Raw genomic sequence first — 12,222 nt, forward strand, 5'->3', positions numbered from 1 at the left:
TTATCGTCGCGGATGTGTGACGCGAACGTGACGGAATGCACGCAAATCGCGACGTTTCAAGGATTTGAAAGATAACGCGGAAAAATCGCGTCCGGGGGCTGATCCGGCCTCAAGTTCAAAGCGAAAGTGCCGTTATTTAAGGCCCATTTCTTCGGCTCTTCGCGGATTTCCGGGGAAGCGTTCTGTTCGACCCGTTGCCTTCGGTCGCGCTGTCAGGCTTTCGACGGAGGGGTATCGTCGAGCAATGGCATTGCCCCAGCTCGTGTTATTTGACCCGGGGCCTCACGACCGGCTGCACGCCGACGCGCTCGATCACCCGCCGGATGTTCGCGAGCAGCCCATCCTCCACGAAGCGCGGGTCGCTTTCGAACCGGCCGGCGACACGCTCGTAGGCATTGCGCAGACTGTCCATGGTGGACTTGCACTCGTCCTCGCGCAAACCCAGGCGGCGGCCGTACTCCAAGAGGACTTGCGGGATCGGAAACACCGTGGACTTATTGAGCTTGAGCGCCAACTTGCCGTCGAGCTCCGGATAGATGTCCGTGCACACGACGTCGAACACGGGCGCGAGGCGGCGCGGCCCGGTCGGGTCCTCGTAGAGGATGCCGATGTTCTTCATGTGCGCGTCGCCATCGCGCAATAGACACGACAAGGCGACCCGCTCGAAGAGGCGCACACTCTGCTGATAGTCGGAGCCCGTGTAGATGTCGACGGCCTTCGCAATCATCTCGTAACTGCCCTCGTACTTGGACTTGCCGGTGAGCACGCCCATGTCCTCGAAGCCCAACGGTGAGCCGTCCGGGTGCCGGTCAAAGCGCGCCATCACAAACAGCTTGCCGTCATCGGAAAGCCAGAACTGGGGAACTTCCAGCCCCGCCTCCTTCGCGACGGACATACAGAAGAACTCGTTGCGCGCGATGCCCGGAAAGTCGTCGCCCTCAGCCTTCACGATGACCGAATTGAGGGGCAGCGCGGTGTGCTCGTCGAGCGCGCGTGGGCTTTCCTGCGCGATCGGCACCACGGTTTTGGGCTGGACACCCGAAATACCGGAGCCGAGCGCGTACTGGTCGACGAGGCGCGCAAAGAGTTTGCCGGACGGAGAGGACAGCAGTTCCTCGAGGTGTTCGCCTTCGTGCTCGGGCACCCGTTCCCCCGGCATGGAGTACGTCAGCCGCCCAATCTGGTTACACCCGGCAAGGAACAGCAGGAACAGGTCGCTTGGCGTGCCGAGGCGCGCAAGCCGGTCCTCGATGATGTGCCGCAGATAACCTTCGGGGCGGTTCATCGCGAAGACACCCATCAGATCGCCTCTGGCGTAGCTTTCCCGGCGCACCGGCATGGTCAGCGATACCGCCGCGGCGTCGGACACCTGTGCGTAGTTGAACGAGTAGCGGCTCTCCTTGGCCAGCAGGCCGCTCGTCCCTTGGGGCGTGTGCACTTCAAGGGTGCGGATTTTGCCGAACAGCCGCTCGAGGTCCCATGTCCTGGCGTCGCTCATCATTCATCGTCCTGGAAGATGGCGTCGAGCTCGTCCAGCACCACGGTGTCGCGCGGGCGCAGAACCAGCTCGTAGCCAAGCGCGCTAACGAGGCGGCACCACTCCTGGATGCCCACGTTCCCGGCGCCTTCGGCATTGGTGATCGTACGGCGCGCGACGCCCGCGCGCTCGGCGAGCGCCTGCTGGGTCAGCTTGCGTTCACGCCGGGTAGCCCGCAGGCTGGCCGCGAGGCGCTCAACGCTGGTGATCGGAGAGGGAGAGGTCTTTTTGCGCATCATAGTGCGCAGTATAGTTCAAATTCGTAATTTTGCGCACGATAATGCTCATTGTCACGTTTGAGCTGTTGCCCGATTGCTGCACTGATTTTGCGCACCATCTTACGCACTGCACTGAATCAGACGCGTTTTGCGCACGATATTGCGCAATAGCGACGCGAAGGCGAGGCCCGCTTGCAACGCTCGGCGCCTCGCCTCTTTCCGCTTCGCTCGCCCCGCTGCCGCGACGCTTCAATGCAGCGCGTCCCCCGCAAGCGCCTCGGCATAGACCGCGGCGACACGTTTCGCGATCACCGCATTGTCGAAGTGCTCGCGCGCATAGCGGCGGCACGCGTCGGCATCGGGCAGCTTCAGCGTGCCGTTCAACGCGCTGGCGAGTCCCGCGGCGATCGCCTGCGCGCCGATTTCCGGCAGAACCAGATCGGGCGACAAGCCCGCCACCGCCTCCGGCAATCCGCCGACCGGCGTCACCAGCACCGGCGTGCCCGACGCCAGCGATTCGACCGTGATGAGCCCGAAGCCTTCCAGTGCGACGGTCGGCACGACACTGAGGTTGGCCGCACGATACAGCGCCGCCAGATGTTGATCGGGCACGAAGCCGAGCAGCTTCACGTTGTGCTCGAGCCCCGCGTCGGCGATGCGTGCCTGGAGCTCGCTTTCGAGCCGCCCCTTGCCGGCGATCAGCAGCAGCACGTCGGGCGCGCTGCGTTTGACCAGCTTCACCGCGTCGATCAGATCTTCCAGACCCATGCGCCGCACGAGGCGCCGCACCGCGAGCACGATCGGCCGATCCTGCGGCAATTGCAGCCGCAGACGCGCCTCGGCCTGCGTGATCGGCAGATTGAACTGCTCGACATCGACGCAGCCCGGCACCACGCGCACGCGTTCCGGCGAGATGCCGTAGCGCGTCGTGAGAATCTTGCCGAACGCATCGGACAGCACGATCAGCCGCGACGATCGCGCGTACACCGACTGCTCCAGATAACGCTTCGCGCGCTGACCGAGCGAATCGGCACCTTCGACGTGACTCTCGTCGGCCCACGGCCCCTGAAAATGCGACACCTGCGGAATACCGCGCGTGACGTCGAGACCCGGAAACGTATAGAGCGCGAAGTGCGAGGAAATCACGTCGGGCCGCGACGTGCGGATCTCATGGCGCAGCGCGCGACGTGCCGCCATCAGCCGCAGCGGCAGCGATTGCGCGGCGGAGCCGAAACCGTTGATCGCGCCACCGGTATCGGCGGCGACTTTCGGCGAGCCGGCGACGACGCCGCGCACCGCGACGCCCGCGCCCGGCAGCGCGCCGACCAGCGAGTAGTACATGCGGTCGAGGCCGCCCGCGCGTTCGGGAAACCAGTGCATCCCGATCTGCAGTGATTTGATTGAGTCAGTCGTCATGAAGATGTGCCCCTGTGTGTTGCTTGCTGTTGCTTGCGGTTGCTTGCTGCTGCTTGCGCAGTGTCGTGATATCGATGCGTGGATCGCGCGGTCTGCGCGCTCATTCCACGCTCTTTTGTCCGGCGAGATGGTTCAGCGTCAGCGCATCGCTCTGCGCGACGACCGTCGCTTCCGTCTGGCTGCGCCGGCGGTTTTCCTGCTGCCCGGCCAGTTGCCGGTACAGCGCGATGTATTGCGCGGCCATGCGCGCCCAGCCGAAGCCGGTCGCGAGCTGGCTCGCGGCTTCGCCCATCGCACGGCGCGCGGTATCGTCGCCGGCGAGTTGCGCGACCGCGCGAGCGAGCGCCTGCGGGTCGTCGGGATCGTCGAGCACGATGCCGCACTCGGGCGTGATGATCTCGGCGCCGCCCGCGGTGCGCGCGGTCACGACCGGCAGCCCCGCCGCCATCGCTTCGAGCAGCGAGAGGCTCATCGCTTCGTAGCGCGACGGAAACACGAACGCGTCGACCGAATGCATCAGCACCGGCATCTCCTTCACGAGCCCGAGAAAATGCACGCGATGCGCGATGCCGAGCGCCTTCGCCTGTTCCGGATACGGGCTGCCCGGCAGAAAGCCGGCCACCGCGATCTGCACGTGCTCGGGCAGGTGTTTCAACGCGGCGAGCACGGTGCCGAGATTCTTGCGCGGCGTGCGCAAATCGCCGACGAACAGCAGCAGGAACGCATCGTCCGGCAGGCGGAACCTCGTGCGGTCGCCACTCGCCGCGGCGAAGCCCTGGGTGTCGACGCCGTTGTAGATCACGTCCACGCGGTTGCGCGGCGTGAGGCCAATCGCGCGGATTTCGTCGGCGACCTTCTGCGACACCGCGGTGATCACCTTCGAGCGCCGGTACGCCCAGCGCTCCAGCAGCGCGTTGCAGCGCGTGTAGACCGACTGGTAGGCGGACCACACGCCCTTGGTGAGGCCGAACGGGTAGTACTTGCTCGCGAACCAGCCGCTATGCACGAAATGCGAGGTATTGACGTCGGCGCGCATCCACGTGATGAAGCCGTTGACGTGCAGCACGTCGTAGTCGCGGCGATGCGCGCGCAGCCACAGCGCGCTCTTGAGCGCGAACACCTGCTGGCGCAGCAGATTGGTCGGCCACCAGCGGCCGATCTTCACCGGCGCCCAGCGCACGTTCGGATGCGCGAGCAGCTCGGGTGCCACGTGCGAGGCGACCAGCGTCACGCGAATGTTCTCGTCGAGCGCCGCGCGTGCGATCTCGTGGTTGACGCGCCCCTGGCCGTCGTTATGGCGCACTACGTGCGTGACAATGGCGACTCTCAATGCGTGCCTCCGTGGAAAAATAGCGTGCGTGCGCGGTTCATTTTTTCGTAGTGGACCGCGGAAAGTATCGAAAAGGCGCTCATGAACAGCAGCAGGCCCCCGGTGCCGACCAGCGAGTTCGTGAACACGAGCATCGCGAAGGTCGCCAGACACAGGCTCAGGCAGGCGGAGACGAACTTGTCGTCGCGCAGCCTGAACGAGGCGAGCACCGCGCGCGTCAGCAGCCAGACGATGCCGGACATGTAGAGCAGCGTGCCGGGCCAGCCGAGCACGAACGGAATGTTCATCACGCCGCTGTCGAAGTTGCCGTACTGGCCGAGCTGGCCGCCGTCGTTGGAGAGTTTCGTCGAGGTGCCGGTCGCGCCCATGCCTTCGCCGGAGACGTCGGTAAACGCGGTCTTCGCGAAGGTCGCGTAGAACTCGTTACGCGCCGCGTAGCTCTGGTCGTCGTGCAGATTGACGATCGTGGTGAGACGCGCCTGCATCCGTTCGGCCACCGGCCCGACCGCGAGGAGCGGCACGCAGAAGCCGGCGAGCAACACCGCGCTGCCGACGATGCGCACCCGCACCTTGTTGTTCGACTTGACGAGCTGGATCAGGAGCGCGATGACCCAGCCGCCCCACGTCGAGCGCACGAGGCTCAGTGCGAACGAGAAGAAGCCGAGCCCGGCGGCGATCCAGCGCACGCGATGCTGCGCGGCCATCACGAACACCATCGCGCCCATCATCGCGAACGCGAACGGTCCCGACGAATTCATCGTGCTGAACACGCGCACGCCCATCGGCACTGGGTCGCCCTGCGAGTTCATCTGCGAGCCGAGCATCCACAGCGCGTCCCACGGCGGCATGATGAAAAACTGGATCAGGCCGTAGCCGCCCATCACCAGCATGCCCCAGATGAACGTGTTCACGATCGTGTCGCGATACTGCGGATACTGGCGCGTGTGCGCCATGATGTGAAAGCCGATCAGGATCGGGTAGAGCCAGTTCGCGAGGTCGTAGGTGGCCGCGAGCGGGCCGCTCGACATCACGCCGATCAGGAACGCGTAGATCAGGCCGAGCAGGATCAGCAGCACCGGCAAACCGCGGCGCTGCCCGAGCAACCGGTAGTAACGCAGCAGCGACAGGCCGCTGATCATCGTGACCGCGAGCGGCGCGACCTGAATCAGGCTCGTCGGCGTGAACGCGCCCTTCGACCAGTCAGCCAGCCGCCGCACTTCCGGGCTCAGGAACCACAGCCACCACATGAAGCCGAGATAGCGCGCCGGGCTCTTTAAGTAGAGCCACAGGCCGGTCAGGACCGCGAGCACCGGAAACGCGAGCGTGAGCACCGTGCCCTGATGCGCGACGATCAGCACCGCGGTGATCAGCCACAGCAGGAGCGGCGGCAGCCATTCCTGGCGGCCACCGGAGAGTGGTCCGCCCGCCGATTTTTGGGCGCGGCCGGCATCGGCGTGGCCGGCATCGGCGGGGCCGCCAGGCGGCAACGGGCCCGTGCGTGGAATCGTCGACATGGCTTACAGGCCTCCGCGGGATTCGCGCGCCCGGGCCTGCGCGGCCGGTTGCGGGTGCGAGGACACGCTGGCGTGCGCGCTCGCCTGCCCCCGCGCGTTCAGCATCTCGCGCGTGATCCGCACGTGTTGCATCGCATAGTGCTCGGTGGTCAGATCGCGCGCGAGCAGACCGGCCGCGGCCGCCTGCGCCTGGCGCAGCGCTTCGTGCGGCGCGGCGGCGAACCGGTCGACCGCGTCGCGCAGCGCCTGCGGTTCGAACGGCGGCACGTAGGCGGCTTCGTCGGCGGGAAAATAGTCCCGCAGCGCGCCCACGTCGGTCGCGACCATCGGCTTGCCGACCGCCGCCGCCTCGAGCATCACCGTGATGCCCGAGGCGTGCGAGTTCGGCCGCAACGGCACGACGATCACGTCGGCCCAGTCATACAGCTCGTGCTGCTTCCGGATGCCCGAGAACAGCGCGATCTCGACATTCGACGCGCGCAGCGACGCGGGAATGCGCCGCCGCGTCGCGAGCTTCACCGTGTAGCGCGGATCGTTGCCGAACGCCTTGATCAGCGTCTCCCAGTCACGGTCGCGATCGTTGCCGATCGCCGCGATGCGCAGCGGCGTGCGCGGCGTCCAGTGCGTCGGCGGCACGACCGGGAAGTCGCGCGTGTTCAGGCCGTACAGCAGCGGCGTCGCATCGCGCTGGAAATAGTCCTGGCACAGCCCGGCGTTCTCGCTCGCGAGCGTGGTCAGCCGATCCGCGCGCGTCATCAGCTTGCGATACAGCCAGCTGCGCACGATGCCGTACGACGGCCACTTGTCGATCAGCCACACGCTCTGCGCGAGCAGCAGCGGCGACGCGCCCCGCCCCGCCTTGCGGCCGCACAGCAGCAGCATCAGCGCGGCGGCCAGCCACTCCTGCTCGGTATGCGTCCAGATCACGTCCGAGCGCAGCATCTCGGCGCGATTGCGCCACGTATGGATCAGATCGAAGCCGAGCGCGGCCTTCAGCGCACGGCGCAGGAGCCGCACGGGCCGGCTTTCGCGCGCGTCCTGCGAATAGGTCAGCGCAAATGCTTCGGACTGCGCATGGTGATAGCCGTACAGGCAGCCGATGTCGTCGCCCTTGCGATAAAAGCGCGGATCGGCGCCGTAAAACAGATGAACATGAACCTTGGTACTCATGCAGACACTCCGCGTTGCGGGTGGAAAGAGGCCTCGTGGCGCATACGCGTCACGACACCGCGCGACGCGCCTCGTGCGCGCCGTCGCGCACCGCGCGCCAGCGCGACAGCCGCAATGGCGCCTGCTTCGAGAGCAGCGCGAGCGCCGCATGCGTGAGGCCCGGATAGAGCCGCGTGCCGACCAGCGTCCACCACCACCATGCGGTTTCGCGGCGCAGCGGCGGCAACTGGTCGCGCAGGATCAGATGGAAGTTGAACGCGGCGTTGCGCAGCGCGGCCATCGTCTGCGCGTCGCGTCTGTCGTCGTCGAAACGTTCGGCCGGGAAATGATCGACCGCGACCTGCGGGTCGTACACGAGCTTCCAGCCCGCGTTTTTGACCGCGAGACTGAACGCCATGTCGTTGTGCACCTGCGCGCCCGCGCCACGCAGACGCGCATCGAAGCGGATCGTGCGCACCGCGTCGCGCCGGTAGCTCATGTTGGCGCCCTTCAGGATGTCGACCTCGCGCGCGGCCCCCACGCCCAGATGGTGATTGCCGATGATCTTGCCGTGCGCGGTCACCTTGCCGACCAGCGGCCGCTCGCCGTCGAGCACGCGGCCTTTTTCGTGGACCCAGTCGCGCCCGCCCAGCGCGCCGAGGCGCGCGTCGGCCTCGAACCAGGCCGCGATCCGCTCGACCCAGTCGCGGCGCGGCGCGGCGTCGTCGTCGGTGATCGCGATCACGTCGCCGCTGGCGGCATCGAGCCCGCGATTCAGCGCCGCGACCTGGCCGGGCACGTCGACCGGCGCGATCACGAGCGGCAGGCGGCCGCGGATGGACGGATCGCGCAGGCACGCATGGGTCGCCTCGTCGTCGACACGCGCGACCACGATCACTTCGTCGGGCGCGCGCGCTTGCCGCTCGAGCGCGGCGAGGCAGCGCGCGAGATCGGCCGGGCGGCGATAAGTCGGTACCAGTACCGTCACTTTCATCGTCATGTCCTCTCTGTTCGTCTCGTGCAGGGGTGCGCCGCTCATGTCACGCGCTCAGGTATTCCTGGGTTGCCGCATAGCCGCGGTCGTAGCCGACCCGCGAGCGCGCAGGCATGCCGTTGAAGATGCCGCCCTGCACGTGGACGCCCGCCGCGCGCAGCCGCTTCAGCGCATCGGCGATCTCGACCTCGCTGTGCATGCCCGAGCGCATCACGAAGAAGGTCGACCCCGCATACGCGCCGATGATCGACGCATCGGTCACGGCGAGCACCGGCGGCGTATCGATCAGGATCACGTCGTAGCGTTTCGCGAGGCCGTCGAGGTACTGCGGCAGACGCGGCGACATCAGCAGCTCGGACGGATTCGGCGGACGGCGCCCGCACGAGATGAAGCTCAGGCCCTCGATGTTCGAGCCGCGAATCGCTTCCTCCAGCGAGATCTGGCCGCTCAGCAGCTCGGACAGGCCGTTGTCCTGCACGCCGCCGACCTGACGTTCGAGCGCGCCGCGCCGCATGTCGCCGTCGATCAGCAGCACGCGCTTGCCCGAATGCGCGAGCAGCATCGCGAGATTCACACTGAGGAAGCTCTTGCCGACACCGGCCATCGGGCCCGTCAGCATCACGATGCGGTTGCGCGCGTCCATCAGCGTGAACTGCATCGCGGTGCGCAGGCTGCGCAGACTTTCGATCGTCACGTCCTTCGGCCGCGCATTCGCGAGTACCGGACGCAGCCTTTCGCCGCCGCGCACGTAGCTGTTTTCGAGCTGCATCTGCTCGACGCTTTGCGGCACCAGACCGAACACCGGCAGATGGAACGCGCGCTCGACGTGATCGGGGTCGTCGATGCCCTTGAACAGATTGCGGCGCAGGAACACGAAGCCGGTACCCGCGATCAGCCCGAGAATCACGGCCGCCGAGATGATCAGCATCTTCTTCGGCTTGACCGGCGCGCCGGGGCGCAGCGCCGCATCGACGATATGCACGTTGCCGCCCGTGCCGGCCTTCTGCACCGAGAGCTCCTGCACGCGATTGAGCAGCAGCACGTAGATGTCTTCGGCGACCTTCGCGTCGCGCTGCAACTGCACGGCCTTCACTTCGGTGGCCGGCAGATCGCGGAAACGGTCCGCGTATTTGGCGCGCTGCGCCTGCAGCTCGGCCATCTGCTCGCGCGCGGCGACGAGTGTCGGATGGTCGTCGCCGTAGCGCTCGGCGAGCTGCGTCATCTGCAGACGCAAGGCGGCGATCTGCTGCTCGTATTGCACGCTGCCTTCGAGGTAGACCTTCGCCTCGTCGCTCGCGTTGATCGAGCCGGACTGACGCTGATAGGCGGTCAGCGCGGCTTCCGCGCGTTCGAGGTCGGCCTTCAGGCGCGGCTCCTCGCTCTTCAGGAAGTCGAGCATCTTGATTGCGTCGGCCTGCTTGTTCGACACGTGCTGGCGCAGATACGACTGCGCGAGCGCATTGGCGACGAGCGCCGCATGCTCGGGGCTCTTGTCCTCCAGCGAGATCTGGATCACGCCGGTCTGCTTGCCCTGCTCCTGCACCGTGATGGCCGACTGGAACGCGGTGATCGCGTCGAGATCGTTCGACCGCACGACGGTGAACTCCTGGCCGGGGCGCGCGAGAAGCGTGCTGACGAGCATCGTCACGCCGCCGCCTTGCGCCTGCTGGCCGACCTGGCCGCGCAGCAACAGCGAGCCATTCGGCGCGAGCAGCTCGTAGTGCTGCGCATCGACCACCCGCAGCAGCAGCTTCTCGCCTTCGAGCGACGGCGTCACGTCGATCGAATCGACCTCGACGTTTTCGCCGCCCCAGGCAAACGCCGTGAGCCCCAGCCACGGCCGCGCGGGCTGGCCCGGCGTCGCGAGGCGCGCGGCGATGTTGCCGAGCAGCGGAATCGTGCGCGGCGTGACGCTGAAGTTCAGCTTCAGCTGCTGCACGACCGGGCCGACCACGCCGCGGCTCTTGATGATTTCGATCTCGGCGTCGGTCGGCAGCGAGGTCGAGCCGCTCGTGATCGCGGCGCCGGTCTGCGTCTGCGTGAGCGCCTGCGAGGTGTTGTCGGACTGCTCGACGCGCACGTGCGCGTCGGCCGAATAGATCGGCTTGGCGAGGTAGCAGTACGCGACCGCCATCGCGACGATGATCGCGGTGATCGCGAGCAGCCACCAGATGTCGTCGAGGATCACCTGCAGCAGTTGTCCGAGGACGATGTCTTCTTCTTCGGTCTTGATCGGACCAGCCATGTGTGGAGAGAGTTGATTGCTCACAGTTCGATCCCGTGTCGTTGGCTTCAGCGGTACTTCTGCATGTGCTTCAGCGGTACTTCTGCTTTCCTTCCGCTTTCCTTCTACTATCCGCGCCGCCCAAAGATCAGCGGCGCGGGACGCGCTACAACCCAAACCTTCAGCGCGTCAGCTGCTTCAGATAGAACAGCGTCTGCACGCTCGGCAGCACCTGCTCCAGCACGCGGTTGAAGGTGGTCGACGCGGCGGTGCCCACGTACACGACGTCGAGCGGCTGCAACTGGAACTGCGAGGACAGCATGATCGAGTCCGGTTGCGTCATGTCGAGGCGGAACACTTCGGGCGTGGTCGGATGCTCGCGCATGCCGCGCATCACGTAGATCTGCCGCGGATTGGCGTCGGTGTTCAGGATGCCGCCGCCTTGCGTGAGCGCGTCGGCGATCGTCATGCGGCCGCGCACGATCGGCACCTGAATCGGCGTCTTCACTTCGCCCATCACGAAGATGCGGCTATCGGTGCGGTCCGGCACGTTGACCACGTCGCCGTTCTGCAGCATCACGTTCTGGGTCGTGTCGCCCTGATCGAGCATGCGATCGGCGTCGAGCACGTAGAGCTTGTGATTGCGCGTGAGGCGTACGCGCTGGATGTCGGCGTCCGTGTTCGTGCCGCCCGAGCGCGTGATCGCGTCGACCAGCGTGAGCGGCACGTCGCTGATCGCAAGCGGTCCCGGCTGCTTCACTTCGCCCGTGATCTGCACTTTCTTGCCGCGATACGACAGCACGCGCACGTCGACCTGCGGATTGCGGATATAGCGCACGAGGCCGGTGGCGAGCTGATCGCGCAGCTCGGTCGTGGTTTTGCCCGCGGCCTGGATACGGCCGACGAACGGGAAAAAGATCGTGCCGTCGGCCGCGATGGTCTGCCCGTACGGATCGGCCTGGCCCGGCAGCGCGGCCGTATACGGCTGCTGCAACGCGCCCGCGATCGTCTGGGTGGTGTTGCCGCCCGAGGACAACGTACTGCCTTGCGGCGTGGTCAGCTCGGGGTGATCCCACACGGTGATGCCGAGGATGTCCTGGGGCGCCAGGTGGTACACGTACTGCGACGGATCGCTGAGTGTCGACGGCGGCAGCGGCTGCGGTTTTTCGGCGACGGCTTGCGCCTGCGCCATGATCAGCTTCGCATCGATCAGATGCACCGGATAGGTCTCGCTCGACGCCTGATCGTTGTCTTTGAGCCGCGACGTGTCGAGATAATTGCCCGGTGCGGTCGCGCAGGCCGACAGAAAAGACGTCAGCAAAAGCGAGCCGGCGAGCTTTGCGCGCAGGCTCGCGAATGAATGTGCGTTGCGGGGTTTCTTCAGCATATTTTCTTCAGCCATCCCATGACCAGATGTTCGATGAGCACGAGACTCTCCCTGTATTCGTCGTCCGCGCCGCCGTGCGGATCGGCGACGTCCGAATCGGCTTCCCACTTGCCGAGCGGATAGACCTTGCCGCGCGCGGCCGGATCGAGCGCCTCGACCTCGCTGACCTGCGCGCGCTCGCTGACCAGCACGAGATCGGCCGCGCGCACGAGCGAGCGCTCAAGTCGCCGCGCATGGTGCAGGCCCGCGGCGACGCCGCGCTCTTCGAGCAGGCGCCGCATCACCGGGTCCATGCCGTGGCCGTTCACCGCGCGAATGCCCGCCGAATGAAACGCGATCGGCGCGGTGCGAGCGCGCGGCGCGCGCCCCTGGCGAGCCTTGAACAGCATCTCGGCGGCGGGCGAGCGGCACACGTTGGCGTGGCACACGATCAGAACGTTGTCGAACATGGCG

General features: G+C 66.5%; 10 protein-coding genes. All 10 read right to left on the bottom strand.

Features of this window, described 5'->3' with window-relative positions; genetic code table 11:
* Window positions 1–265: 265 nt before the first annotated feature.
* The gene (locus CI15_RS15645) at window positions 266–1,501 is read right to left on the bottom strand and encodes a type II toxin-antitoxin system HipA family toxin (protein WP_241495850.1); all 1,236 of its coding nucleotides are present in this window, start codon (window positions 1,499–1,501) and stop codon (window positions 266–268) included.
* Window positions 1,498–1,776 carry a helix-turn-helix domain-containing protein gene (locus tag CI15_RS15650; RefSeq protein WP_062129236.1) on the bottom strand — a complete coding sequence of 93 codons (279 nt, stop codon included), beginning with the start codon at window positions 1,774–1,776 and terminating at the stop codon, window positions 1,498–1,500. Before CI15_RS15650 ends, CI15_RS15645 begins: the two co-directional genes overlap by 4 nt.
* Before the next feature lie 228 nt (window positions 1,777–2,004).
* Complete coding sequence (locus CI15_RS15655) at window positions 2,005–3,171, bottom strand: glycosyltransferase family 4 protein (RefSeq protein WP_062129237.1); 1,167 nt, start codon at window positions 3,169–3,171, stop codon at window positions 2,005–2,007.
* Between the two features lie 100 nt (window positions 3,172–3,271).
* A complete protein-coding gene (locus tag CI15_RS15660; RefSeq protein WP_062129238.1) occupies window positions 3,272–4,501 on the bottom strand; it encodes a glycosyltransferase family 4 protein in 1,230 nt (409 codons plus the stop codon).
* Window positions 4,498–6,015 carry a glucose-6-phosphate isomerase gene (locus CI15_RS15665; RefSeq protein WP_062129239.1) on the bottom strand — a complete coding sequence of 506 codons (1,518 nt, stop codon included), beginning with the start codon at window positions 6,013–6,015 and terminating at the stop codon, window positions 4,498–4,500. Before CI15_RS15665 ends, CI15_RS15660 begins: the two co-directional genes overlap by 4 nt.
* Window positions 6,016–6,018: 3 nt before the next feature.
* Window positions 6,019–7,185, bottom strand: coding sequence for a glycosyltransferase (locus tag CI15_RS15670; RefSeq protein ID WP_062129240.1), 1,167 nt, complete (start codon window positions 7,183–7,185; stop codon window positions 6,019–6,021).
* 49 nt (window positions 7,186–7,234) lie between these two features.
* Entirely contained in the window at window positions 7,235–8,158 is a 924-nt protein-coding gene (locus CI15_RS15675) for a glycosyltransferase family 2 protein (RefSeq protein WP_062129372.1), read from the bottom strand.
* 46 nt (window positions 8,159–8,204) lie between these two features.
* Entirely contained in the window at window positions 8,205–10,403 is a 2,199-nt protein-coding gene (locus tag CI15_RS15680; RefSeq protein ID WP_062129241.1) for a polysaccharide biosynthesis tyrosine autokinase, read from the bottom strand.
* Between the two features lie 160 nt (window positions 10,404–10,563).
* On the bottom strand, window positions 10,564–11,769 hold the full coding sequence (locus CI15_RS15685) for a polysaccharide biosynthesis/export family protein (protein ID WP_062129242.1): 1,206 nt from the start codon (window positions 11,767–11,769) through the stop codon (window positions 10,564–10,566).
* Entirely contained in the window at window positions 11,763–12,218 is a 456-nt protein-coding gene (locus CI15_RS15690) for an arsenate reductase/protein-tyrosine-phosphatase family protein (RefSeq protein ID WP_062129243.1), read from the bottom strand. The genes CI15_RS15685 and CI15_RS15690 overlap by 7 nt, the downstream gene beginning before the upstream one ends.
* Window positions 12,219–12,222: the final 4 nt, after the last annotated feature.

The organism is Paraburkholderia monticola (assembly GCF_001580545.1).
GTDB lineage: Bacteria > Pseudomonadota > Gammaproteobacteria > Burkholderiales > Burkholderiaceae > Paraburkholderia > Paraburkholderia monticola.

Coding starts and splice junctions, on each gene's coding strand:
- CI15_RS15675 (WP_062129372.1), bottom strand. CDS start 8,158: ATGAAAGTGACGGTACTGGTACCGACTTATCGCCGCCCGGCCGATCTC.
- CI15_RS15645 (WP_241495850.1), bottom strand. CDS start 1,501: ATGATGAGCGACGCCAGGACATGGGACCTCGAGCGGCTGTTCGGCAAA.
- CI15_RS15690 (WP_062129243.1), bottom strand. CDS start 12,218: ATGTTCGACAACGTTCTGATCGTGTGCCACGCCAACGTGTGCCGCTCG.
- CI15_RS15650 (WP_062129236.1), bottom strand. CDS start 1,776: ATGATGCGCAAAAAGACCTCTCCCTCTCCGATCACCAGCGTTGAGCGC.
- CI15_RS15680 (WP_062129241.1), bottom strand. CDS start 10,403: ATGGCTGGTCCGATCAAGACCGAAGAAGAAGACATCGTCCTCGGACAA.
- CI15_RS15665 (WP_062129239.1), bottom strand. CDS start 6,015: ATGTCGACGATTCCACGCACGGGCCCGTTGCCGCCTGGCGGCCCCGCC.
- CI15_RS15670 (WP_062129240.1), bottom strand. CDS start 7,185: ATGAGTACCAAGGTTCATGTTCATCTGTTTTACGGCGCCGATCCGCGC.
- CI15_RS15685 (WP_062129242.1), bottom strand. CDS start 11,769: ATGCTGAAGAAACCCCGCAACGCACATTCATTCGCGAGCCTGCGCGCA.
- CI15_RS15655 (WP_062129237.1), bottom strand. CDS start 3,171: ATGACGACTGACTCAATCAAATCACTGCAGATCGGGATGCACTGGTTT.